Source organism: Dehalococcoides sp. UCH007, from assembly GCF_001010485.1.
GTDB classification, from domain to species: domain Bacteria; phylum Chloroflexota; class Dehalococcoidia; order Dehalococcoidales; family Dehalococcoidaceae; genus Dehalococcoides; species Dehalococcoides mccartyi_A.
This window is the reverse complement of record NZ_AP014722.1, coordinates 394,458-415,266: the sequence shown is the minus strand read 5'-3', so window position 1 is coordinate 415,266 and position 20,809 is coordinate 394,458. Positions and strand designations below refer to the sequence as shown.

Below are 20,809 nucleotides of genomic sequence, written 5' to 3'. Positions count from 1 at the left end.
TATGAAAGCAATTGAGTGGCGGGATAACCGCCTGATAATACTTGACCAAACCCTATTGCCCTTGGAAGAAAAATACCTTGAACTAAATGACTACCATGCCGTCGCCGAGGCCATCAAGACCCTTAGGATAAGAGGCGCACCCTCTATAGGCGTAGCCGCCGCTTACGGCATAGCTCTGGGGGCACTGGGCATAGAAACCCAATATTGCAGTGAGTTTCTGCCCCTTTACCAGCAGGTATCAGCAGAGATTGCCTCCACCCGCCCTACCGCTAAAAACCTGTTTATGGCGGCAGAACGCATGGACCATGTGGTAGCTTCGGGGACAGATGTTTCACAGGTAAAAATATCTCTGGTAGAAGAAGCGGTAAAAATCCATCATGAAGAAGAAGAGGCCAGCCGCAAAATATCCGCCTTCGGGGCGGAGCTGATACAACCCGGTTGGACAGTGCTCACCCACTGCAACGCAGGCCCTCTGGCAACGGCCGGTTACGGCACGGCTCTGGGGGTGATTCTAGCCGCCCATCAGCAGGGCAAAAATATTTCCGCCTTTGCCACCGAAACCCGCCCCCTTCTTCAAGGATCACGCCTAACCGCACTGGAATTGAAAGAAGCCGGTGTACCATTTAAACTGATTACCGACAGTATGGCCGGACACTTTATGCAAAAAGGGGTAATCAACGCGGTGGTAGTGGGGGCAGACCGTATTGCCAAAAACGGAGACACCGCCAACAAGATAGGCACTTACTCTCTGGCAGTGCTGGCGCTGGCTCACGGCATACCCTTTTACGTAGCCGCACCCAGCTCCACCTTTGATAAATCCATTGAATCAGGCCGGGATATAGTTATAGAAGAGCGCAAACCTGAGGAAATAACCCAAATAAGGGGGCAACGCATAGCCCCGGAAAACATAGCGGTAGCCAACCCCGCTTTTGACGTAACTCCAGCTAACCTCATAACCGCTTTTATAACTGAAAACGGGATAATACGACGGGGCGGTTAAAAATTAGTCGCATCTGCCATACTACCCTAGGCAGACTAACTGCCCAAAGACACATAAAACCTGAGGAGGTCTTTAAATGGTAAACTACGCTAAAATAGGTGTTATCGGGGGGACAGGCCTGTATGATATTGAGGGACTGACCGATATCCGCGAACACGCCCTTGATACCCCATTCGGCAAGCCTTCAGATACCATAGTTACCGGCAATTTGGACGGAGTGGGAGTGGCTTTTCTGCCCAGACACGGGCGGGGACACCGCATACTCCCCTCGGAAATCCCCTCCCGCGCCAATATATATGCCCTGAAAAGTTTGGGAGTGGAGCATATTATCGCCATAAATTCAGTAGGCAGTTTTAAAAAAGAGGTCAAACCGGGGCATCTTTTAATACCTGACCAGCTGATAGACCGCACCAGCCAGCGCACCAATACATTTTTCGGCAAAGGAATTGTAGCCCATATAGCGTTCTCCCAGCCCTTCTGCCCGGATTTACGCAAACTCCTGTATGAATGCGCCAAAGAGGCGGGTGCCGATGTGCATAACGGCGGCACTTATGTAGTTATGGAGGGGCCTGCCTTTTCCACCCGAGCCGAAAGCCGCCTTCACAAAAGCTGGGGGGCAGATGTTATCGGCATGACCGCCCTGCCCGAAGCAAAACTGGCAAGAGAAGCTGAAATCTGTTACGCTATTATCGCCTGTGCCACCGACTACGATGCCTGGCATGAGGAAGAAGAAGCCGTAACGGTAGACAAAGTGATTGCCACCCTGCGCGGCAATATAAACCTTTCAAAAAATATAATAAAACTGGCCGTGGGGCGTATTGGAGAAGCCCGGAACTGCGAATGCAGCACCGCCCTTTCCAACGCTATCATGACTTCCCCTGAGACAGTGCCGAATACCCGTAAGCGTGAGTTAGCTTTGATAATTGATAAATACATGCCCGCAGCGAGTGAAAATGACTAAAACTGATTTTCATTTTCTGCCTACCATGATAGGCAGTATGCCCCATACAGACCCGAAGGCGGCGGTGGATATTATTACCCATTACCTTCAGGATATACCCGTTTGGCCGCAGCTACCCCGCAGAAGCTGCCTTGAAGGCATGTCCGCCCAGTTCAGCCAGGGGCTGCCGGGGGTAAAAATAAACCAGGACAAGGTGTGGATTGAACCAACCCCCAGTTTTGAGAGCGAACTGGAAAGCCTTTACCAAGCCTATCTGGATAATGATTTTAACAAGTTTCCCATAGGGGCGGAGTACGCCGCCGGGCTTTATGAGCTTGCTTCCCGCAATCTTTCCCCCTTGCTGGTAAAAGGGCATATCACCGGCCCGCTGACCTACTGCATGTCTATCAAAGACCCTTCAGGAAAAGATATCCTGTATGATGAAGTCCTTTCAGATGCGGCTACCAAACTCCTTAAGCTGAAGGCATCCTGGCAGGAACATTTCCTGAGCAATATCTACCGGAATACCATTATCTTTGTGGACGAACCAGCCATGAGCGCCTACGGGTCAGCCTATCTGCCTCTCTCCCGTGAGCAGGTTACAGCCATGTTTGACGAGGTTTTTTCAGGCATATCCGGCCTGAAAGGAGTGCACTGCTGCGGCAATACAGACTGGTCTATCCTGATGGATACCAGCGTGGATATTATAAATTTTGACACTTATGCCTATGCAGATTCGCTGTCTATATATACTGATGAACTCAAAGCCTTCATAAAAAGGGGCGGAGCGGTTGCCTGGGGGATTGTACCCACAGACGAAAAAGCATTAAAAGAAGAAACTGCTGCTAGTTTGAAAGACCGTTTGGAAGCGGCCATGTCCCACTTTGACAGCCGCGGCCTGCCCTTTGCCGAGCTTGCCCGCCACTCACTTATCACCCCTGCCTGCGGTCTGGGCTTAAAAAGCCCCGAAGCGGCAGAACGGGCTCCCCTACTGCTGGCTGAACTTTCCGCCCTGCTTAGAAGGAAACACGGAACAGTATGAACTGCGCAACTGAACTTAATAAAGTAAACTGCAACTGTACATATGAACCCTGTGAAAGGAAAGGCAAGTGCTGCCGCTGTATCTCGTACCATCTGGCCATGGATGAACTGCCCGCCTGCGCTTTTCCGAATAATATTGAAAAAACACATGACCGTTCATTCAAATGCTTTGCCCGAATGGTCAGCAAGGAAAGCTGATGTCTGATTTGCCCTTGTATGCCCAGGCTATGCTGAGGCCTGACTTTTACCCTGAGCCTACCAGCAAAGTGGAGCTGGTGCAAACCCAGATGTCTTTTGTTTTCCTGACTGACCATTTTGCATATAAAACCAAAAAAGCGGTTAATCTGGGATATCTGGACTACTCCGAACTGTCAGAACGCAAAGCCCTGTCTGAAAAAGAGCTGGTCCTAAACCGCCGTTTGTGTGACTATGCCTACCTTGAGGTTTTGCCTGTTACTAAAAATGAGGGGGGTTATTTGCTGGGTGGATGTGGGGAGGTGGTGGAATATACCCTGAAAATGCGAAGATTACCCGAAGACCGCATGTTGATAAATCTGCTGTCAACCGGCGGTGTCAGCAGCGGAATGCTGGAAAAACTGGCTGAAAAACTGGCCGTTTTCCATCAAACCGCCAGAACCAATGCCGAAGTCCAGAAATACGGCAACCTTGAGGCTATTAAATACAATACCGAAGAAAACTTTGAACAGACCGGCAGTAAAGTTGGCCTTACCGTAAGCCCCGGAGAATACGCCCGTATCAGTTCTTTTACCCGCAGTTTTATCTCTGATAACCAAGCCCTTTTTAACGCACGGGTAAACGGGGGCAAAATACGGGACTGCCACGGAGATTTGCACGCCGCCCATATCTGCTTTATGGACAATATCTGCATATATGACTGTATAGAGTTCAATGACCGCTTCAGATACGGGGATGTAGCTTCCGAAGTGGCTTTTTTGGCTATGGATTTAGACCATTACGGCAGGGCTGACCTTTCCCGCCTCTTTGTAAACAGTTATATCCAAAAAAGCAACGATACCGACCTTTATAAACTGCTCCGCTTTTACAAATGCTACCGGGCTTATATCCGGGGTAAAGTGGAAGGCTTTAAGCTGGATGACCCGTATATCTCCGAGGCTGAAAAAGCCAAATACGTCCAAAAATCCAAAAATTATTACCATCTTGCAGATTTCTATGCCAAACCCAATCCCACCCTCTTTATAACAACAGGGTTTTGCGGCTGCGGCAAGAGTACTCTTGCCCAAAGTCTGGCTGAGGTATCCGGTTCGGTAGTTATTTCTTCGGATATTGTCCGCAAGGGACTATCAAATATAGATTGCCATCAGCACTGTTTTGAAGACGCTGACCAGGGCATATATTCGCCTGAGATGACTAAGAAAACCTATCAGGCCATGTTTGACCAGGCCGGTGATGCCCTGAAGGAAGGCTACTCAGTTATACTTGATGCCACTTTCTTAAAAGAAGACCAGCGAAAGCAGGCTGAAGAGTGCGCCAGCCAGAATAATGCCAAATTTGTGGTACTGGAAGTCAAACTTTCACCTGAGCTGGCTAAAAAGAGGCTTGAGGAGCGTCTGGACAAACAGAGCGTCTCTGACGGGCGCTGGGAAGTGTATTTGAAGCAAATTAAGTCATTTGAGCCTCTGGCTGTTCAACCAAATCGTGTTATAATTGATAGTTCCAAACCAACGGATAAACAACTTTCAGACATACTGGAGTTTTTTAAATCCAATCAAGGAGAATGAATTCGTAATGCCAAATTTTGATGTCAAGGATATGTCTCTGGCCGCGCTGGGCAAAAAACGCATAGACTGGGCTGGCCGTGAGATGAAGACCCTGTCCCTTATCAAAGAACGTTTTGAGCAAGAAAAACCCTTTAAGGGCATACGCATAGCGGCCTGTTTGCATATTACTACCGAAACCGCTAACCTGGGGCTGGTGCTAAAGGCAGGCGGTGCTGACCTGACCCTGTGTGCCTCCAACCCCCTTTCCACCCAGGACGAAACTGCCGCCGCTCTGGTAGAACACGGTATAAATACCTTTGCCATACACGGTGAAGACAACGAAAGTTACTACCGCCATATAGCCGCCGCTCTAGATGCCAAACCCCAGCTGACCGTAGATGACGGGGCTGATTTGGTGGCTACCCTGCACAGCCAGAGAACCGAACTTTTGTCCGGCATACTTGGCGGTACGGAGGAAACCACCACCGGTGTTATCCGCCTGCGGGCTTTGGCTGAAAGCGGCAAGCTCTGCTACCCCATCATTGCGGTAAATGACGCCAAGACTAAATACATGTTTGACAACCGCTACGGCACTGGCCAGAGCACACTGGACGGTATTACCCGGGCTACTAACTTCCTCTGGGCATCCAAGACTGTGGTAGTGGTGGGTTATGGCTGGTGCGGGCATGGAGTTGCCATGCGTGCCAAAGGCTTGGGCGCGCATATAATAGTTACCGAAGTTGACCCGGTGAAAGCTCTGGAAGCTGTGATGGACGGCTTCAGTGTAATGCCTATGGCAGAAGCTGCCAAACTGGGTGATATTTTTATAACCGTTACCGGAGACAAGCACGTTATAGACAAAGACCATTTCAAGGTTATGAAAGACGGCGCAACCCTGGCCAACAGCGGCCACTTCAACAGCGAAATAAATATCCCTGCTTTGGAATCCCTTGCCTGCGGCAAAGAAACTATCCGCCCCTCCGTTGAGGAATACAAAATGAAGGACGGACGGCGGATTTATCTGCTGGGTGAAGGACGCCTGATAAATCTGGCGGCTGCCGAAGGCCACCCTGCCGCCGTAATGGATATGAGCTTTGCCAATCAGGCTCTTTCACTGGAATACCTGGTAAAAAACCACACCAGGCTGGAAAAGAAGGTCTATGCCGTACCCGAAGAAATTGACCGGGCAGTAGCGGCAACCAAGCTTTCCTCTTTGAACGTAAGTATAGATACCCTTACCGAAGAGCAAATAAAATACCTGTCCAGCTGGCAGGAAGGAACTTAAGGAGAAACGATGTCTCAGACTTTTGGGAATTCTTCAAAATATCTTTTTACCTCGGAATCAGTTACCGAAGGCCACCCGGACAAGATTTGCGACCAGATTTCTGACGCAGTTCTGGACGCTATCATAGCCAAAGACCCTACTGCTCATGTTGCCTGTGAAACCGCCGTAACCAACGGTTTGGTAGTAGTAATGGGTGAAATCACCACCAGTTGCTACGTGGAAATACCCGAACTGGTCAGGGGAGTCATAAAAGATATAGGCTACACCAAACCCGAATATGGTTTTGATGACCGTACCTGCGGCGTACTTACCTCTATAAACCGCCAGTCTCCTGACATAGCTCTGGGAGTTAATAAATCTCAGGAAGCCAAGAGCGGGAAAGTAGATGAGTTGGATTTGACCGGCGCAGGTGACCAGGGCATGATGTTTGGTTATGCCTGCACCGAAACCCCTGAATATATGCCCCTACCCATTTCTTTAGCCCACCGCCTGAGCAAGCGTTTGTCTGAAGTACGCAAAAACGGCACGCTGGCCTACCTGCGTCCTGACGGCAAAAGCCAGGTAACAGTGGAATACCACAACGGAGAGGCCAAAAGGATAAGCAGCGTGGTTATCGGTGCTCAGCATGACCCGGACATAACTACCGAAAAAATTCAATCTGATATTATCAGGGAGGTTATCAAACCTATCATCCCCGCCGACCTGCTGGACACAAATACCGAGTATTATGTAAACGCAACCGGCCGCTTTGTGGTGGGTGGTCCGGTTTCAGATACCGGCTTTACCGGGCGCAAAATTCTGGTGGACACTTACGGCGGCTTTGCCCGTCACGGCGGCGGTGCTTTTTCCGGTAAAGACCCCACCAAGGTAGACCGTTCCGCCTGCTACATGGCCAGATATATTGCCAAAAATCTGGTGGCCGCCGGACTGGCAGACAGACTGGAAATTCAGGTAGCTTATGTTATCGGTGTTGCCCACCCGTTGTCAGTCTCCATTGAAACCTTCAACACCGCCCGCATGAGCCATGAAGATATCTTGTCTATTATCCAGAAGCACTTTGATTTGCGGCCGGAAGCTATTATCCGTAATCTGGGACTTCGCCGCCCTATCTACCGCCAGACTGCCGCCTATGGCCATCTGGGACGCCCGGAACTGGATCTGCCGTGGGAGCGGCTGGATAAAGTAGATGCCATAAAGGCAACTATGGAATCCCTAAGCGTATCCAAGTAAAAAATATTACTACCGACAGGAAGGTGTGCTTATGATTAAGACTTTATTGCTGGCCTTCTTTGGGGCAATTGTACTTGAACTGGCAGTAATAATGCTGGCTACCATAATGGGGCTGGCAGGACTTACTTTCGTTATTATGGTACTCTTCCTGCCGGTAGTGCTTATTCTGGGTTCTATCATCTTTATGTTAAGCAAATTCTTCAAGGGGGACAGCCAAAATAACAAGCCAAATTAAGTTCGGTACCGATGGCTGGCGCGGCATTATTGCCAGAGACTTCACCTTTGAAAATGTCTCTGTCTGTTCCCAAGCCACTGCCGCATACCTGAAAAATACCCGTCCCGATAACCTTTCGCTGGTAATCGGATATGATACCCGCTTCGCCTCAGCGGATTTTGCCCGTTCGGTTGCCGAAGTTATGGCGGCAAACGGCATCAAGGCCTATTTTAGTTCACGCCCCACACCTACGCCGGTAATCAGCCACGGGGTGGTAAACCTGAAAACAGCTGGCGCAGTAATAATTACCGCCAGCCATAACCCCGCTATTTGGAATGGTTTCAAGGTTAAATCAGCTGACGGTGCCAGTGCCCCTATCCACATGATAAACGCCATTGAGGCAGAGATAGCTAAACTGGAGAATAACCCTTCGGTATCCCGTCTGGATTTTGATACGGCAGTTTCCCGCGGGCTTATTGAATTGACAGACCTTACCCCCGCTTATTTTGAACAAATAAATACACTGGTAGATACTGAAAAACTGCGGGAGGCCGGTTTCAATATAGCCATAGATTCTATGTATGGTGCCGGCATAGGTTATTTCAAGCAACTGCTTGAGGGCGGCTGCAACCGCCTGAATGAAATAAACGCCGAACCCAACCCCAATTTCCCTGATATGCTCCAACCCGAACCTATTGCCCCCAATCTGAGCAAGCTGATGAGACTGGTCAAGGATATACGTTCAGATGTAGGACTGGCTACCGACGGAGATTCTGACCGTCTGGGTGTAGTAGATGAAATGGGAAACTTTCTTAACCAGCTTCAGGTCTTTTCCCTATTGGCACTCTATATGCTGGAAGTAAAAGGACTGCGCGGACCACTGGTTAAAACAATTACCAATTCCAGCATGATAGACAAACTGGGTGAGCTTTATGATGTACCAGTATTTGAGACTAAAGTGGGCTTCAAATATGTCTCCCCTGTCATGATAGAGCAAAATGCCCTTATCGGCGGAGAAGAAAGCGGCGGCTACGGCTTTGCCGGGCACGTGCCTGAACGTGATGCCATACTGGCAGGAGCTTATTTTCTGGATTTTATGATTACCACCGGTAAATCGCCCTCAGCCATGCTTGAATATTTGTATTCCAAGGTTGGGCCTCATTATTACAACAGGGTTGACTATACCTTTGACGAAGCCCGCCGCAAAGAAATAATAAAACATCTGGCAGACCAAAAACCGGATAATCTCAGTGAAACCAAAGTGATTTCTACAGACAACCTGGACGGTTTCCGCTACAAGCTTGAAGACGGCAGCTGGCTGCTTATCCGCTTTTCCGGTACTGAGCCACTGCTGCGGATATATGCCGAAAGCCCAAGCCAGGATAAGACCGCCGCATTGCTTGAAAACGGCCGCAGACTTTCCGGTATCTAAAATATTGTCTTAGGGATATACCAGATGGATATTATCAATCTTGATGACCCAAATATTTATGAAAAGCTTGACCCTCACCATATGCTGGACGAGCTTAAACGCATGCCTTCACTCTGCAAACAGGCATGGGAAACTGCTGAAGCTTTAAACCTGCCTGAAGATTACCGCACCGTCAAACAGGTGGTAATATTGGGTATGGGTACTTCGGGAGTAGGTGCCCAATTGGCAGAGCGAATGCTGCGTGATGAATGTAAAATACCCATCTATCTGCATCAAGACTATTTGCTGCCGGCATACGTATCCGCGGACACACTGGTTATTGCTTCCAGCAGTTCCGGTTCAACCGAAGAGGTAGTATCCTGCTTCCATCAGGCAGTTAATCGCCATGCCAAACTGCTGGTTTTAACCACTGGCGGACAGCTCAAGGAAATGACCGCTACTCATAATATACCGGGGCTGATTTATGACTATACTTACCGTCCCAGTACCGCTATTGCTTACGGAGTATTGCCTGTTTTAAGTATCCTCCATAAACTGGGCTTTATACCCAATAAATCTACCGAAGTGAGTGAAAGCCTGATAGTCCTTTCCCAAATTGCGGAAAGATTATCAGAAAAATATCAAACTCTCAACAACCCTGCTAAGCAGCTGGCCACCAAACTGGAAGGACGGGCGGTTATGGCATTTGGCTCAGGGATAACATTCCCGACAGCCCGCCGCTTTAAAACCCAGCTGAACGAGAACGCCAAGTGCTTTTCATTTGCCGAAGAAATACCAGAAATGAACCATAACTCCGTAGTGGGCTACCAACTGCCCCAAAGTTCAGCCCGTTATTGGGCGGCGGTTATGTTCAAAACCACCTACCTATCTAAACGCATTCACCAGCGCATGAGAATTACTACTGATATGCTTCATCAGGCCAAAATCCCCGTTTTCAGCATCGACGGTTATGGTTTCAGTCCCCTTTGCCAGGTATTAAGCCTGATACTTCAGGGAGATTTTGTGAGCCTGTATCTGGCTTTCCTAACAGGAGTAGACCCCTATCCGATAGACGCTGTTGACTACTTCAAACGTAAATTAGCCGAAAGCTAATTTTTATGAATCAAGTTTGAACATGCCCGACCAACCGCTAGATAACCGGCCAAAAGACACAGGACGGATTTTGGAGTATTTTAAAGCCATCATATAACTCCATGGCTTTTATATATAATATGACTGCCCAGCGGGGATTCTACCGCCCCATTTTGTTTTTCCCCATAATGTAACACCTTAAATTACTCCCGAATGACTCCAGTACAACTGGTAATTATCTGGTCTACTTCCCGAACCCCGAACCAAGTTATCCTGTGGTATAATGTCTAAATTAATTTCCTGGAGTTATTCATGAAAACCAGCCTTTTTTACCTTGGGTTTGGGATAATAATGATAGGTATAGGTATATTTACCTACCTGCAGCCAACTGATATTGATAGTCTGTCTTTTTCTCAAACAGTTCTCGGTATACTTTCAGTAGCCATGGGTTTGCTGACAGCTATCATAGGGATAGTACGTTATTTCAGAGATGAACGCGGAAACTGAATAATCTCTTTTAATCAATAAAAAGGCCGAAACTTAAAAGTTTCGGCCTTTGTCTTTTTTATGTAAGATAATCTTAACGTTTAGTATACTGGGGAGCCTTGCGGGCACGTTTCAAACCGGGCTTCTTGCGTTCTTTAGTCCGATCATCACGGGTAAGAAGACCATTACTCTTAAGAGTAGCACGCAGTTTATCATCAGTCTTTTCAAGGGCACGGGCAATGCCATGAGCGATAGCCCCGCTCTGACCGGTAACACCGCCGCCAAGAACCTTTACAACAGCATTAAACTTACCCATGGTATCAGTAACCATCATAGGGTTCAAAATAACATTACGCTCCTGGATGCGGGTAAACCGCTCTTCAATGGGCTTGCCATCAATTACTATAACTCCATTGCCGCTTGTCAGTTTTACAGTGGCAACTGCAGTCTTACGCCGGCCAACACCAATAAAATATGTATTCTTCTCTACCATTATTATCTCCCGTTAAGACTCCTTGCTTACTTCGCCGGTCTGAGAGGCATGGGGGTGTTCCGCACCTTCATAGACCTTTAATTTAGCCAAAATCTGGGCACCCAAAGTATTGCGGGGAATCATGCCTTTCACGGCATGTTCAATCACAAACAAAGGCTTAGTTTTCAGAAGGTCACCCAGTTTTTCCTGACGGAAACCGCCGGGAAAGCCGGAATGGCGATAATAAATCTTCTGGTCCAGCTTGTTGCCGGTAACCGTGATCTTCTTTGCATTTACAATAACCACGTAGTCACCGCAATCAAGATTGCGGCAGAACATGGGTTTGTGCTTACCCATGAGATATTTAGCTGCTTCAGCAGCTACTTCACCCAGCACACGGCCGGAAGCGTCTATTACGTGCCAATCCCGTTTTATGTCACTAGCTTTAACTGTGTAAGTGTTCATCTTAACTCCCAAAAGGTTCTCTATAGTTTACCCGAACGAGGCTCAGTCCACAAGCCGGCGCTGCCGGCCCCGCCAGTCCGGGGGTTTTAGCCTCAAATAATGCCCCAAACTCGCTCATACTCAAAATCCCGCGTCCCAGTTCCACCAGCGTTCCGATAGTATTTCTCACCTGGTGAGTAAGAAAGGAATTGGCCTCTATCCTGAATACCAGCCTATCCTCTGCAATATCTAACCGGGTCCAGTTAATCCTGCGAACGGTTTTCTTTATCTCCGGCCCCAGACTGGAGGCAAAAGCGATAAAGTCATGCTCCCCTTCAAGCATTTTAAAAGCCTGTTCCATAAGCTTTGTATCAAGCTTGTAAGGCACCTGCCAGGCTTGAAGTCTGGCAAGCGGCGAGCGGGTTTTGCTATTTAATATATGGTAAGAGTACTCACGGCTAATAGCCCGGCGTCTCACATCAAAGTTTTCCGCTACGAAGTAGACTTCTTTTACGGCTATGTCCGTCGGCAGGTAATAATTCAACCCGCCTTTAATTTTTTCCAGCCCAAGTGAAGATTCCGAGAGGTAACTGACCACCTGATACGCCGCGTGTACCCCGGCATCAGTCCTTCCGGAACCGCTCACTCTGGTTTTTTCACTTGTTAATTTTTGGATAGCTGTTTCCAGCTCTCCCTGTATCGTGGCCCCTTTGTCCTGAATCTGAAAACCTGAATACCTGGTGCCCTCGTATTCAATTACCATTAATACCCTGGGTGAGATAATACCCCTCCCAAAAGCTATTTGATAAGTTCCAGCTTAACCATCTCCGCACCGTCACCCTGGCGGGGACCCAGCTTGGTTATGCGTGTATAACCACCCGGACGCTCAGCATACCGTTTTGACAGGTCTTCAAAAACCTTGTCAACAATACCGGGTATATATACAAAAGCCAAAGCCCGGCGGCGTGAAGCAAGAGTACCCTTTTTGCCGAGGGTAATCATCTTTTCAGCCATGCTACGTATTTCCTTTGCCCTAGGTTCAGAGATGGTTATTTCTTCATAATTCAAAAGATCCGTTACCAGATTGCGGTAAAGTGCCATCCTCTGGCCAGTGGGTCTATCAAATTTTCTACCTGATACGTTGTGTCTCATATTTCCTCACCTTATGTGCAAGTACAAGTTTTAGGCTTCGTCTATGCCTTTGTTTTTCTTCTTAGTGTTTTCAGCATCTTCAAACAGTTCATCTTCGGGGTTCAAGGACAGACCTATAGTCTTGAGCCTATCCTCAAGCTCGGTCAGAGATTTAAGACCAAAATTCCGAAGAGTAAGCAACTCTTTAGTTCCCCTGTTTATAACCTCACCCACAGTGGTTATACCTGCGTGCCGCAAACAATTAACAGCCCTGACGGACAAATCCAGCTGTTCAATAGGCATGTTATATTTTTCTTCGGGTATAGCATATTTAACCGGCTCGCTTGCCTCTACTTCAGCCACTACCTTGCTGTGGCTAACCAAAGCCGCAAACTGTTTCACCAGAATGTCTGCTGAGCGGCTGACCGCAGTAGCAGGTTCTACTGTACCGTCAGTCCAGACCTCAAGCACCAACCGTTCAAGGCTGGTTTCGCGGCCTACATGCATAGGCTCGGTGGTAAAGTTCACCTTGCGGATGGGAGTAAAAATGGCATCTACCGGAATAGTCCCTATGGGAGTATTTTCGGTACTTTCAGGAGGACGATAGCCTCGGCCAAGTTCCACCTCAAGTTCCACATTTAATACTGCATCATCCGAATCAAGGGTAAGCAGGTACAGCTCCGGATTTACTACCGCAAAATCATTTGAGGGCTCAATATCAGCTGCCGTAACTACTTTAGAACCGGAAGCTCTTAGGTACAAAATACCCTCAAGCCCTGAAAGGCTCTCAACCCTTATATTTTTAAGGTTCAGCAAAAAATCAAGTGTATCTTCTTTGGCCTTGGGCAGAGCACTGAACTCATGCTGGATACCATCTATCCGGACACGGGTAATGGCAACCCCGTCCAGATAGCTAAGAAGTATACGGCGCAGTGAATTACCCATAGTAGTCCCGAAACCTTTTTCCAAAGGTTCTACCACAAAGCGTCCGTACTTGCCGTCGCTCTCGGTGCAACTAATTGTGGGTATAGCTAGATCAGACACGAAATACCTCCTTATACTAGTTACCTGGAGTAGTACTCAACTACGGTCTGAGCATCGAATCTAGCGTCTATATCACCGGCAGCGGGCAAACTAATGACCTTGCCGGAAAGGGTTTTTCGATCCAAGCTTAACCAACCAGGAATTGCCTTGGCTTCAATATTTTCAGCTAAAGTTTTGAAATATGCAGTAGCCTTGCTGGTCTCACGTACAGTTATCACCTGACCCTCTTTAATCAGATAAGAAGGAATGTCAGTTTTCTGTCCGTTTACCAGTATATGTCCATGCATAACAATCTGTCTGGCCTGAGCACGTGAAGTACCGAAGCCCAAGCGGAACAAAACGTTATCCAGACGGCGTTCCAAAAGAATCATCATATTATCACCGGTAACACCGGGCTGCGCGTTGGCCAAGCCGAAGAATCGGCGGAACTGACGCTCCGTCATACCATAGCTCCAGCGTATGCTCTGTTTCTGCCGGAGCTGCTGACCACGGTCAGACAGACGGCGGGGTCTGCCCAGTTGAGGGCCGGGGGCTTTGGGGCGTTTTTCAAACACACATTTGGTAACGCACTTATCGCCCTTTAAGAACAATTTATCGCCGCTGCGGCGGCACATTCTGCAAACTGCACCTGTTTCTCTAGACATATTCTACCTCTATACCCTCCTTCTCTTGGGAGGACGGCAACCATTATGCGGAATGGGAGTGACGTCCCGTATTGCGGTCACATTGATACCTGAAGCCTGAAGAGAGCGGATAGCAGCTTCACGGCCGCTTCCCGGTCCCTTAACCAGTACCTCAACCTGCCTGAGACCGCTTTCAGCAGCCTTGCGGGCAGCAGCCTGAGCGGCCATCTGGGCAGCATAGGGAGTACCCTTGCGTGAACCCTTGAAACCTGCAGTACCGCAGCTGGCCCAGGCAATAACATTGCCCTGAAGGTCAGTCAGAGTGACGATAGTATTATTAAAGGTAGCCTGTACAAAGGCTTTACCTACAGGTATTACTTTCTTCTCTTTTTTCTTGGCACCGGCACGTTTTCTAACTGCCATTATATCCTCCTACGCTACTTAGCGTTTATTTCTTAGTTGCACCGCGTTTTTGTCCACGCCCTGCCACAGTCTTGCGCGGGCCACGACGAGTACGAGCATTAGTCTTGGTGCGCTGGCCACGTACCGGCAAATTGTGCTTATGGCGAATACCACGGTAACAGCCAATATCAATAAGCCGCTTGATATTGAGGGTGATTTCTTTACGAAGATCCCCTTCTACCCGATACTCTTTATCTATAATTTCCCTAAGGCGGTTGATTTCCTCATCGGTCAGTTTATTAACCCGAATCGCTTTATCCACACCCGCCTGAGCAAGTACTTTCTCACTGCGAGCAGGGCCGATACCGAAAATATACTGCAACGAGAAATAAACCTGCTTGTTATCGGGTATATCTGTACCCGCTATGCGAACCATAATGCCTCCTTAACCCTGCCTCTGTTTATGTTTGGGGTTGGTGCAAATATTTCTAACCACCCCGCTACGTTTCACTATTTTGCACTTTTCGCACATTGTCTTTACCGAAGCTCTAACCTTCATTTACTGTTCTCCTGTATCCTTCCCAAACCTATGACTTGAATCGGTATGTAACCCGGCCGCGGGTCAAATCATAGGGAGATAACTCCACCAGTACTCTGTCACCGGGCAAAATCCTTATGTAATGTACCCTCATCTTGCCCGAAATATGGGCCAGGACTTCATGCCCGTTTGAAAGCTGAACGCGAAAAGCGGCACTGGGCAAAGCCTCCAGCACTGTCGCTTCAACTTCTATTGCATCTTTCTTAGGCATAAATCCCCGCTATTCTTCTATCACGGTGAGTATTTCCGGCTCACCATCGGTAATGGCAACTGTATGCTCAAAATGAGCCGACAAACTGCCATCCGCAGTATACACTGTCCAGCAGTCTGAAGCTACTTTTGTCTTTTCAGTGCCAATGTTTAACATTGGTTCTATAGCCAATGTCATACCCTTTTTTAATTCCGGGCCTTTACCCCGGCGGCCAAAGTTCGGTATTTGGGGGTCTTCATGCATATCCCGGCCAATACCATGTCCGGTATATTCCCTGACTACCCCATACCCTCTGCCTTGGGCATATTCCTCCACAACCGCACCTATATCGCCCAGATGCCCGCCTGCCCTGGCTTGAGCAATCCCGGCCACCAGTGCAGCCTGAGTAGCGGATATAAGCCGCAGGGCAGCAGGTGATATTGCACCCACTCCGATTGTTACGGCCATATCTGCCTGGAATCCTTCTAATATGTTGCCTATATCCAGCGATATTATATCGCCTTCTTTTAATACCCGTCCGCCGGGTATGCCGTGAACAATTTCATCGTTAACAGACGCACAAAGGCTGGCCGGGAAGCCCTGGTAACCTTTGAACGACGGGATAGTCCCCCGTCCTAACAGTTCCCTTTCGGCTATCTCGTCCAACTCCCGGGTAGTTATCCCCGGCCTGACGTTCTTCTTAACTTCTTCTAAAGCAGCAGCCAGTATATGACCGGCCCGCCTCATTACAGCAATCTCTTTTTCAGTTTTAAGTATTATGGCCATAAACCGGTTATTTACCGCACTTTATAGCTGATATAATACGTTTGGTAACCTCTGATATTTCAGCCATACCGTCAATCTCACTAAGTTTACCCTTTAAGCGATAGTACTCAATGAGCGGCGCTGTTTTGCTAAAGTACACTTTGAGCCTTTCTTTTACGGTTTCCGCTGTATCATCAGGGCGCTGATATAGCTTACCCTGACAGCGGCTGCATTTCCCCTCGGTTACTTCCGCACAGCCACACTGGTATGGTGACTGACAGCTTCGGCAAACCCAGCGGCCGCTTAGACGCCGGACCAGCTCATCTTCCGGCACATTTATATATATTACTCTTCCGATTCCCTGCCCCTGCTTGACCAGCGCTTCATCCAGTGCTTCGGCCTGACGCAGACTTCTAGGAAATCCGTCCAGAATAATTCCGGTAACATCTTTTAAACTTGCAAGGTGCTTCAGGACTACACTAATAGTAATCTCATCCGGTACCAACTCGCCCCGTTCCATATAGGACTTAACGGTATCACCCAGCTCATCACCACACTCTATAGCCTTGCGAAACAAATCGCCGGTAGCCATATGCGCCAGCTTAAGCTCTTTAGCGACTACTTCACCTTGCGTGCCTTTGCCCGAACCCGGAGCGCCAAGGAAAATAATATTATACACTATTCTTGCCTACTTAATAAAGCCCTCGTAACGCCGCATTACAAGCTGCGCTTCGAGCTGTTTCATAGTATCCAGAGCTACACCGACCACAATCAGCATACCGAAGCTGGATAGCTGAATAACCTGTATGCCGGTAACCTCACGGGCAATGAAAGGCATAATAGCTACAAACCCCAGGAACAGTGCACCAGCCCAGGTAATCCGCCCGATAACCCCGCTAAGATATTGGTCAGTCATTTTGCCGGGACGAATGCCAGGTACAAAACCGCCCTGCCTCTGAAGAGTGCCGGGTATATCCTGCTGTTCAAAGGTTACCATAGTATAGAAGAAGGCGAAGATTATAGTCATAAAGAAGTAAAGACCCCAGTATACCAACCCCCCGGGCATGGAAGCGCCGGAATTGAAAATATTATAGATGGTATTCCAGAAGTTGGGGTCTTCGGTTGAGCCTGCCATGAAATAGCTGGCCACCAAGCCAGGCAGCATTACCAATGCGGATGCAAATATCAGGGGTATCATACCGGCTGAATTGACCCGCAAGGGTATATGGCTCTCACCGCCGCGGCGGTACATCTTGCCACTGCGGATAACAGTCTGGGCATACTGAACAGGTATCCGTCGGTGTGCCTCAGTAAAGATAACTATCAAAACTGTAGTTAAAAGAGCCATGAAGGCATATACCGCCAAACCGGCGAACTGATCCGAGGCCATCAGACCACGCCCAATCATATCCGGCAGACCGGCCACGATGCCGGCAAATATTATCAGTGAAATACCGTTGCCTATACCATAACTGGTAATCTGTTCACCCAACCAAACCATAAACATGGTGCCGGCCACAATGGATAAAACTATGGCGACTGCCGCCAAAGGTTCGGTCTGAGCTACCGCCCCTTCTCTTTGGAGAAGAAGCAACTGGCTGTAACCGGCTAAGGCCGCTGTCGGCACTGCCAGCCAGTGAGTAATAGTATTGATTTTATTGCGCCCTGCTTCTCCCTCTTTTGAAAGGGCGGTAAGTTTGGGGATAACGGGCGTAAGCAAAGTCATGATGATAGATGCGGTAATGTAGGGATAAACACCCAGAGCCGCCACACTGAAGTACCGCATAGCACCGCCGGAAAACAAATCCAGCATACCCAAAGCACCGTTCTGATCGAACAAATCCTGAAGGGCAGCTGAATCAACACCAGGAAGCGGCACATGAGCGATAAAACGTGCCGCAACCAATATTCCCAAAGTAATTAGCAACCGACGCCTTAAATCAGGCAAGCTGAAAGCGTCAATCATCGCCTGCAAGAGGCGTGGTCTACTCGATTTCTGCCGCATAATCTATTTCCTGTACCTTACCGCCAGCAGCTTCAATCTGAGCTTTGGCTGCCTGCGAAAATTTATGGGCGCTTACTTCCAGAGCCCGGTCAACATGCCCGGCTGAAAGTATTTTTACCGGCTTTATGAAATTTCTTATCAAGCCTGCCGCCAGCATGGTCTCAGGAGTGACCTCGGTGCCAGCTTCAAATATGTTCAGTTGTTCAATATTTACCACTGTATATTTAATCCTGAAGGGATTAAAGAAACCGCGCTTCCGGGGCAGACGCAGATATATGGGCAACTGACCGCCTTCAAAACCAGGGCGTGTAGCGCCACCGGAACGGGCTTTTTGGCCCTTCATGCCACGCCCCGAATAGTTACCCCGTCCGGCATCACCGCGGCCTACCCGCTTGCGGTCTTTTCTTGAACCGGGGGCTGGAGAAAGTTCATTCAATCTCACTTAGGTCACCTCTTCCAGAACAACAAGATGCCTTACCTTCAGTATCATGCCGCGTATAGCAGCAGAATCATCCTGTATAACACTCTGATTTAATTTTTTGAGACCAAGAGCCTTGATAGTGGCCGCCTGGTCAAATTTATAACCGATAGTACTTTTTACCCAGGTAATCTTAATCTTAGCCACCAGCAGCCTCCTCTTTCAAAGAAGAGCGCCGTTTGGTAACTGTGGTTTTGGGATCCCGCATAGCAGTCAACCCGCCTAAAGTAGCCTTGGCAACGTTAGCCTTGTTACCACAACCCATAGACTTGGTCAGAATATCCTTGATACCGGTGGATTCCAACACTGCCCGAACACTACCGCCTGCGATAATGCCGGTACCGGGAGCAGCCGGCTTCAGTAAAACCTGGGCGGCGCCATATTTAAATACAATTTCATGGGGAACAGTCGTCCCATTCAGAAGTATACGTGAAAGATTACGTTTGGCGTTGGCACTGGCTTTTGATATAGCCGAAGGAACTTCCTTAGCCTTACCCACACCGATACCCACATGATTTTTACCGTCTCCGGTTACCACCAAAGCCGCAAAACCCATGCGCTTACCGCCCTTAACCACCTTGGTTACACGGTTAATAAATATAAGCTTGTCATTCAGTTCAAGCTCAGAAGGATCGATTCTTTCTACCTTAGCTAACACGTCTTTTCCGTCCTCCTTAGAATTTCAGGCCGCCGGAGCGGGCAGCCTCAGCCAAAGCTTTGACCCGGCCATGATATTTATAACCGCCGCGATCAAAAACCACTTCCGAGATGCCTGCTTCAAGAGACCGTTTCGCAATCAAATTGCCTATTACAACTGCCTGTTCGGTTTTTGTTTTACCGTCCAGCTCAGCCTTCAGCTCGGCATCCTTGGTGGAGGCCTGAACAAGGGTTGAACCACAGTTATCATTAATTACCTGAGTGTAGATATTTTCAATACTCCGGAAAACGCATAATCTGGGCCGGGATTCTGTACCGCTGACCTTCTTGCGTAACCGTTCGTGCCGTACAATTCGCGCTTCTCTGGCATTTACTTTAGCCATTACTTAGCACCCTTTCCGATAGCCTTGCCGGGCTTGATGCGTACATATTCGCCGGCATATCTGATACCTTTGCCCATGTAATGATCAGGCTTTCTGACAGACCTGATTTCAGCAGCCATCTGGCCCACTTCTTCTTTATTTATACCGGATACCTTGACTTTGGTGGTACCGTCTACGCTCAAAGTGATGCCCGACGGAGGAGCTACTGTAACAGTGTGCGAATAACCCACCTTCAGGACGATATTGTTGCCGTCTTTATCTACACGCATACCAACGCCCGTTATCTCAAGGTTCTTGTCAAAGCCGTCTTTGACACCCACTATCATATTATCCAAAAGGGTACGGCTAAGACCAAAGAAAGACCTGGCGGCCTTGTCTGTGCCTACCGGAGCGACTACCAAATGATCACCCTCGCGGGTAATGGTCACTTCCGGTCTAAAAGTCCTGCTAAGAGTACCCTTGGGTCCTTTAACAGTTACATCGTTCCCTTTTATATCCACCGTTACACCGGGTGGAACCTTTATCGGCATTTTACCTATTCTAGACATATCAAAACCTCTAGTTTACCAGACTTTGCAAAGCAGCTCGCCACCGAGCCCCTGGCGCCAGGCCTGTGAACCGGTCATAACACCCTTTGAGGTGGAGACAATTGCAATACCCAAACCGCCGTAAACACGGGGGATTTCGCCCCGCTGTACATAAACCCGAAGACCGGGCTTGCTGATTCGTTCCAGCCCGCTGACAAAGGAAGCACCACCTTCATCATAGCGAAGAACTATTTTCAGCTGACGTTTGGGCTTTGCGCCAATTACTTCATAACCGGCAATAAAGCCTTCTTGTTTCATGACCTTGGCAAGGTACTGTTTCATCCGGGAAGCCGGCATGATTACTACCTCGTGTCTGGCCATTACGCCATTTCGTATTCTTGTTAACATATCTGCAATCGGATCAGAGATCATCGTAAACCCCCGTTATTAAACCTCAATTATACCCTACCAACTGGACTTTCGGACACCGGGTATCTGCCCCTGTAATGCCAGCTCGCGGAAACAGATGCGGCACAAACCAAACCTGTTAATATAGCCCCTGGGACGACCACACCGGCTACAACGGTTATGGTGCTGCACCTTGAACTTGGATGCGCGCTGGGATTGAACAATTTTAGATGTTTTAGCCATA

At 48.5% G+C, this 20,809-nt stretch carries 31 protein-coding genes; 11 read left to right on the top strand and 20 right to left on the bottom strand.

Annotation, left to right across the window (positions count from 1 at the left end):
• Nucleotide 1 precedes the first annotated feature (1 nt).
• The 11 genes from mtnA to UCH007_RS02205 all read left to right on the top strand — a co-directional run bounded on the left by mtnA (nucleotide 2) and on the right by UCH007_RS02205 (nucleotide 10,459).
• Nucleotides 2–1,000: an S-methyl-5-thioribose-1-phosphate isomerase gene (gene mtnA, locus UCH007_RS02255; RefSeq protein WP_046960942.1), complete on the top strand. Its 999-nt coding sequence runs from the start codon at nucleotides 2–4 to the stop codon at nucleotides 998–1,000.
• 76 nt (nucleotides 1,001–1,076) lie between these two features.
• Nucleotides 1,077–1,961, top strand: coding sequence for an S-methyl-5'-thioadenosine phosphorylase (mtnP, locus tag UCH007_RS02250; protein WP_046960941.1), 885 nt, complete (start codon nucleotides 1,077–1,079; stop codon nucleotides 1,959–1,961).
• Complete coding sequence (locus UCH007_RS02245) at nucleotides 1,954–2,982, top strand: methionine synthase (RefSeq protein ID WP_046960940.1); 1,029 nt, start codon at nucleotides 1,954–1,956, stop codon at nucleotides 2,980–2,982. The genes mtnP and UCH007_RS02245 overlap by 8 nt, the downstream gene beginning before the upstream one ends.
• Nucleotides 2,979–3,179: a DUF6485 family protein gene (locus UCH007_RS02240; RefSeq protein WP_046960939.1), complete on the top strand. Its 201-nt coding sequence runs from the start codon at nucleotides 2,979–2,981 to the stop codon at nucleotides 3,177–3,179. The genes UCH007_RS02245 and UCH007_RS02240 overlap by 4 nt, the downstream gene beginning before the upstream one ends.
• Nucleotides 3,179–4,741, top strand: a complete 1,563-nt coding sequence (locus UCH007_RS02235) for a bifunctional aminoglycoside phosphotransferase/ATP-binding protein (RefSeq protein WP_046960938.1) — start codon at nucleotides 3,179–3,181, stop codon at nucleotides 4,739–4,741. The genes UCH007_RS02240 and UCH007_RS02235 overlap by 1 nt, the downstream gene beginning before the upstream one ends.
• A 7-nt stretch (nucleotides 4,742–4,748) precedes the next feature.
• Nucleotides 4,749–6,005, top strand: a complete 1,257-nt coding sequence (locus tag UCH007_RS02230; RefSeq protein ID WP_023652033.1) for an adenosylhomocysteinase — start codon at nucleotides 4,749–4,751, stop codon at nucleotides 6,003–6,005.
• A gap of 9 nt (nucleotides 6,006–6,014) precedes the next feature.
• Nucleotides 6,015–7,235 (top strand): methionine adenosyltransferase, encoded by a 1,221-nt coding sequence (gene metK / locus UCH007_RS02225; RefSeq protein WP_012881773.1) that lies wholly within the window; start codon nucleotides 6,015–6,017, stop codon nucleotides 7,233–7,235.
• A gap of 31 nt (nucleotides 7,236–7,266) precedes the next feature.
• Complete coding sequence (locus UCH007_RS02220; RefSeq protein WP_023652032.1) at nucleotides 7,267–7,470, top strand: hypothetical protein; 204 nt, start codon at nucleotides 7,267–7,269, stop codon at nucleotides 7,468–7,470.
• Nucleotides 7,466–8,881: a phosphoglucomutase/phosphomannomutase family protein gene (locus UCH007_RS02215; protein ID WP_046960937.1), complete on the top strand. Its 1,416-nt coding sequence runs from the start codon at nucleotides 7,466–7,468 to the stop codon at nucleotides 8,879–8,881. Before UCH007_RS02220 ends, UCH007_RS02215 begins: the two co-directional genes overlap by 5 nt.
• Before the next feature lie 24 nt (nucleotides 8,882–8,905).
• Nucleotides 8,906–9,973 (top strand): bifunctional phosphoglucose/phosphomannose isomerase, encoded by a 1,068-nt coding sequence (locus tag UCH007_RS02210; protein ID WP_046960936.1) that lies wholly within the window; start codon nucleotides 8,906–8,908, stop codon nucleotides 9,971–9,973.
• 291 nt (nucleotides 9,974–10,264) lie between these two features.
• Nucleotides 10,265–10,459, top strand: coding sequence for a DUF202 domain-containing protein (locus tag UCH007_RS02205; RefSeq protein ID WP_012881769.1), 195 nt, complete (start codon nucleotides 10,265–10,267; stop codon nucleotides 10,457–10,459).
• Between the two features lie 73 nt (nucleotides 10,460–10,532).
• Here the strand turns inward: UCH007_RS02205 and rpsI are convergent, their stop codons facing one another.
• Genes rpsI through UCH007_RS02105 form a run of 20 tightly spaced genes read right to left on the bottom strand, consistent with a single transcriptional unit; the run spans nucleotide 10,533 to nucleotide 20,808 of the window.
• Complete coding sequence (rpsI, locus tag UCH007_RS02200) at nucleotides 10,533–10,931, bottom strand: 30S ribosomal protein S9 (RefSeq protein WP_012881768.1); 399 nt, start codon at nucleotides 10,929–10,931, stop codon at nucleotides 10,533–10,535.
• Between the two features lie 12 nt (nucleotides 10,932–10,943).
• Nucleotides 10,944–11,375 carry a 50S ribosomal protein L13 gene (gene rplM, locus UCH007_RS02195; RefSeq protein WP_023652027.1) on the bottom strand — a complete coding sequence of 144 codons (432 nt, stop codon included), beginning with the start codon at nucleotides 11,373–11,375 and terminating at the stop codon, nucleotides 10,944–10,946.
• 1 nt (nucleotide 11,376) lies between these two features.
• The gene (truA, locus tag UCH007_RS02190; protein WP_046960935.1) at nucleotides 11,377–12,117 is read right to left on the bottom strand and encodes a tRNA pseudouridine(38-40) synthase TruA; all 741 of its coding nucleotides are present in this window, start codon (nucleotides 12,115–12,117) and stop codon (nucleotides 11,377–11,379) included.
• A 35-nt stretch (nucleotides 12,118–12,152) separates the two neighbouring features.
• Complete coding sequence (gene rplQ, locus UCH007_RS02185) at nucleotides 12,153–12,506, bottom strand: 50S ribosomal protein L17 (protein ID WP_012881765.1); 354 nt, start codon at nucleotides 12,504–12,506, stop codon at nucleotides 12,153–12,155.
• Nucleotides 12,507–12,536: 30 nt separating this feature from the next.
• The gene (locus UCH007_RS02180) at nucleotides 12,537–13,529 is read right to left on the bottom strand and encodes a DNA-directed RNA polymerase subunit alpha (RefSeq protein WP_023652025.1); all 993 of its coding nucleotides are present in this window, start codon (nucleotides 13,527–13,529) and stop codon (nucleotides 12,537–12,539) included.
• A 20-nt stretch (nucleotides 13,530–13,549) separates the two neighbouring features.
• Nucleotides 13,550–14,173 (bottom strand): 30S ribosomal protein S4, encoded by a 624-nt coding sequence (gene rpsD, locus UCH007_RS02175; RefSeq protein ID WP_012881763.1) that lies wholly within the window; start codon nucleotides 14,171–14,173, stop codon nucleotides 13,550–13,552.
• A gap of 9 nt (nucleotides 14,174–14,182) precedes the next feature.
• Nucleotides 14,183–14,575, bottom strand: a complete 393-nt coding sequence (gene rpsK, locus UCH007_RS02170; protein WP_046960934.1) for a 30S ribosomal protein S11 — start codon at nucleotides 14,573–14,575, stop codon at nucleotides 14,183–14,185.
• 25 nt (nucleotides 14,576–14,600) lie between these two features.
• Nucleotides 14,601–14,990, bottom strand: coding sequence for a 30S ribosomal protein S13 (rpsM, locus tag UCH007_RS02165; RefSeq protein ID WP_012881762.1), 390 nt, complete (start codon nucleotides 14,988–14,990; stop codon nucleotides 14,601–14,603).
• A 9-nt stretch (nucleotides 14,991–14,999) separates the two neighbouring features.
• A complete protein-coding gene (rpmJ, locus tag UCH007_RS02160; protein ID WP_023652023.1) occupies nucleotides 15,000–15,113 on the bottom strand; it encodes a 50S ribosomal protein L36 in 114 nt (37 codons plus the stop codon).
• 28 nt (nucleotides 15,114–15,141) lie between these two features.
• A complete protein-coding gene (gene infA / locus UCH007_RS02155) occupies nucleotides 15,142–15,363 on the bottom strand; it encodes a translation initiation factor IF-1 (RefSeq protein WP_010936274.1) in 222 nt (73 codons plus the stop codon).
• A 9-nt stretch (nucleotides 15,364–15,372) separates the two neighbouring features.
• The gene (gene map, locus UCH007_RS02150) at nucleotides 15,373–16,128 is read right to left on the bottom strand and encodes a type I methionyl aminopeptidase (protein WP_023652022.1); all 756 of its coding nucleotides are present in this window, start codon (nucleotides 16,126–16,128) and stop codon (nucleotides 15,373–15,375) included.
• A 7-nt stretch (nucleotides 16,129–16,135) separates the two neighbouring features.
• A complete protein-coding gene (locus tag UCH007_RS02145) occupies nucleotides 16,136–16,786 on the bottom strand; it encodes an adenylate kinase (RefSeq protein WP_046960933.1) in 651 nt (216 codons plus the stop codon).
• A gap of 9 nt (nucleotides 16,787–16,795) precedes the next feature.
• Complete coding sequence (gene secY, locus UCH007_RS02140; protein WP_231854746.1) at nucleotides 16,796–18,073, bottom strand: preprotein translocase subunit SecY; 1,278 nt, start codon at nucleotides 18,071–18,073, stop codon at nucleotides 16,796–16,798.
• A gap of 19 nt (nucleotides 18,074–18,092) precedes the next feature.
• Complete coding sequence (gene rplO, locus UCH007_RS02135; protein ID WP_046960932.1) at nucleotides 18,093–18,554, bottom strand: 50S ribosomal protein L15; 462 nt, start codon at nucleotides 18,552–18,554, stop codon at nucleotides 18,093–18,095.
• Complete coding sequence (gene rpmD / locus UCH007_RS02130) at nucleotides 18,555–18,737, bottom strand: 50S ribosomal protein L30 (protein WP_012881757.1); 183 nt, start codon at nucleotides 18,735–18,737, stop codon at nucleotides 18,555–18,557.
• Entirely contained in the window at nucleotides 18,730–19,248 is a 519-nt protein-coding gene (rpsE, locus tag UCH007_RS02125; protein ID WP_012881756.1) for a 30S ribosomal protein S5, read from the bottom strand. Before rpsE ends, rpmD begins: the two co-directional genes overlap by 8 nt.
• Nucleotides 19,249–19,264: 16 nt before the next feature.
• On the bottom strand, nucleotides 19,265–19,630 hold the full coding sequence (gene rplR / locus UCH007_RS02120) for a 50S ribosomal protein L18 (protein ID WP_012881755.1): 366 nt from the start codon (nucleotides 19,628–19,630) through the stop codon (nucleotides 19,265–19,267).
• Complete coding sequence (gene rplF, locus UCH007_RS02115) at nucleotides 19,630–20,178, bottom strand: 50S ribosomal protein L6 (RefSeq protein ID WP_041330687.1); 549 nt, start codon at nucleotides 20,176–20,178, stop codon at nucleotides 19,630–19,632. Before rplF ends, rplR begins: the two co-directional genes overlap by 1 nt.
• 15 nt (nucleotides 20,179–20,193) lie before the next feature.
• Nucleotides 20,194–20,589: a 30S ribosomal protein S8 gene (gene rpsH / locus UCH007_RS02110; RefSeq protein ID WP_012881753.1), complete on the bottom strand. Its 396-nt coding sequence runs from the start codon at nucleotides 20,587–20,589 to the stop codon at nucleotides 20,194–20,196.
• Nucleotides 20,590–20,622: 33 nt separating this feature from the next.
• Entirely contained in the window at nucleotides 20,623–20,808 is a 186-nt protein-coding gene (locus UCH007_RS02105) for a type Z 30S ribosomal protein S14 (RefSeq protein ID WP_010936264.1), read from the bottom strand.
• Nucleotide 20,809 lies beyond the last annotated feature (1 nt).

Coding starts and splice junctions, on each gene's coding strand:
- map (WP_023652022.1), bottom strand. CDS start 16,128: ATGGCCATAATACTTAAAACTGAAAAAGAGATTGCTGTAATGAGGCGG.
- mtnP (WP_046960941.1), top strand. CDS start 1,077: ATGGTAAACTACGCTAAAATAGGTGTTATCGGGGGGACAGGCCTGTAT.
- metK (WP_012881773.1), top strand. CDS start 6,015: ATGTCTCAGACTTTTGGGAATTCTTCAAAATATCTTTTTACCTCGGAA.
- rpsI (WP_012881768.1), bottom strand. CDS start 10,931: ATGGTAGAGAAGAATACATATTTTATTGGTGTTGGCCGGCGTAAGACT.
- UCH007_RS02205 (WP_012881769.1), top strand. CDS start 10,265: ATGAAAACCAGCCTTTTTTACCTTGGGTTTGGGATAATAATGATAGGT.
- rpmJ (WP_023652023.1), bottom strand. CDS start 15,113: ATGAAGGTTAGAGCTTCGGTAAAGACAATGTGCGAAAAGTGCAAAATA.
- secY (WP_231854746.1), bottom strand. CDS start 18,073: ATGATTGACGCTTTCAGCTTGCCTGATTTAAGGCGTCGGTTGCTAATT.
- rplM (WP_023652027.1), bottom strand. CDS start 11,375: ATGAACACTTACACAGTTAAAGCTAGTGACATAAAACGGGATTGGCAC.
- infA (WP_010936274.1), bottom strand. CDS start 15,363: ATGCCTAAGAAAGATGCAATAGAAGTTGAAGCGACAGTGCTGGAGGCT.
- rpsM (WP_012881762.1), bottom strand. CDS start 14,990: ATGGTTCGCATAGCGGGTACAGATATACCCGATAACAAGCAGGTTTAT.
- rplF (WP_041330687.1), bottom strand. CDS start 20,178: ATGTCTAGAATAGGTAAAATGCCGATAAAGGTTCCACCCGGTGTAACG.
- rpsK (WP_046960934.1), bottom strand. CDS start 14,575: ATGGCAGTTAGAAAACGTGCCGGTGCCAAGAAAAAAGAGAAGAAAGTA.
- UCH007_RS02210 (WP_046960936.1), top strand. CDS start 8,906: ATGGATATTATCAATCTTGATGACCCAAATATTTATGAAAAGCTTGAC.
- UCH007_RS02220 (WP_023652032.1), top strand. CDS start 7,267: ATGATTAAGACTTTATTGCTGGCCTTCTTTGGGGCAATTGTACTTGAA.
- UCH007_RS02245 (WP_046960940.1), top strand. CDS start 1,954: ATGACTAAAACTGATTTTCATTTTCTGCCTACCATGATAGGCAGTATG.
- rplQ (WP_012881765.1), bottom strand. CDS start 12,506: ATGAGACACAACGTATCAGGTAGAAAATTTGATAGACCCACTGGCCAG.
- rplR (WP_012881755.1), bottom strand. CDS start 19,630: ATGGCTAAAGTAAATGCCAGAGAAGCGCGAATTGTACGGCACGAACGG.
- rpsD (WP_012881763.1), bottom strand. CDS start 14,173: ATGTCTAGAGAAACAGGTGCAGTTTGCAGAATGTGCCGCCGCAGCGGC.
- UCH007_RS02105 (WP_010936264.1), bottom strand. CDS start 20,808: ATGGCTAAAACATCTAAAATTGTTCAATCCCAGCGCGCATCCAAGTTC.
- truA (WP_046960935.1), bottom strand. CDS start 12,117: ATGGTAATTGAATACGAGGGCACCAGGTATTCAGGTTTTCAGATTCAG.
- UCH007_RS02240 (WP_046960939.1), top strand. CDS start 2,979: ATGAACTGCGCAACTGAACTTAATAAAGTAAACTGCAACTGTACATAT.
- UCH007_RS02235 (WP_046960938.1), top strand. CDS start 3,179: ATGTCTGATTTGCCCTTGTATGCCCAGGCTATGCTGAGGCCTGACTTT.
- rpsH (WP_012881753.1), bottom strand. CDS start 20,589: ATGATCTCTGATCCGATTGCAGATATGTTAACAAGAATACGAAATGGC.
- UCH007_RS02230 (WP_023652033.1), top strand. CDS start 4,749: ATGCCAAATTTTGATGTCAAGGATATGTCTCTGGCCGCGCTGGGCAAA.
- mtnA (WP_046960942.1), top strand. CDS start 2: ATGAAAGCAATTGAGTGGCGGGATAACCGCCTGATAATACTTGACCAA.